General features: G+C 46.5%; 1 pseudogene. It reads right to left on the bottom strand.

The annotated features are described in order from the left end of the window. Window positions 1-402: pseudogene (locus IEW48_RS17565) on the bottom strand (IS1634 family transposase); the annotation flags it as partial. Window positions 403-695: the final 293 nt, after the last annotated feature.

The following is a 695-nucleotide window of genomic DNA, read 5'->3' as shown; positions in this document are numbered from 1 at the left end:
GAATGTAGACGTCTTCCCGAACCCAATCTTCCATGGCTAATTTGCTGGAGGGGGCCAGGGCGCGATTGGCCACCATGGCAAAGATCAGCCGTTCGATATCCAGCTGGTGATGGCGAGAAGCAAACAGCTTATGAAGAATCCGATCCATCCCTAATTTGCGCCAGAGCTGATCCAGCATCCAAACGCCGCCCAAGCGCTTGCAGGACTGGAACAAAAATTCGGCTGCTTCTCCAATCGCTTCACGGGCTTCAAACGCTTGTTCTGGAGAAAGGAATCGCGAAATGCTTTTGGCCAGACGCTCCAGGACANTTTGGCCTTCGGATCCCATTCATTGTGAGCAAGTTGGAGATAAGCAGTGACTGATCCATCTTTGTTTTTCCGAGTGACTCGACGTATGTACATGCCTATATTGTATATTATAAATAGCTAATTGTAAAGTAAAAATTTAACAAACGTGTGCCTATGAAAATCTCGCCGTTTTTCTGGATAGTCACCCGAATCTGCCGTGATTTAAAAGCATTTTGTAAATTTTGTTTGTCCAAAAAAGGTTTCAAACTGTCGAACTCGGGGTTTAGGCAAAAGCCTGATAGAGCCGTTTAAACGGTGTTAACCAAGCCCGTGATCCAATATACAGATATTGCCGGCGGGCATGTGTCACCATTTTTGCTGCCAGGGTGATCAACGTCTGGATCACC

Origin of the sequence: Caldalkalibacillus thermarum (genome assembly GCF_014644735.1) — a bacterium.
Lineage (GTDB): Bacteria > Bacillota > Bacilli > Caldalkalibacillales > Caldalkalibacillaceae > Caldalkalibacillus > Caldalkalibacillus thermarum.
This window is presented reverse-complemented; position numbering and strand designations above follow the sequence as displayed.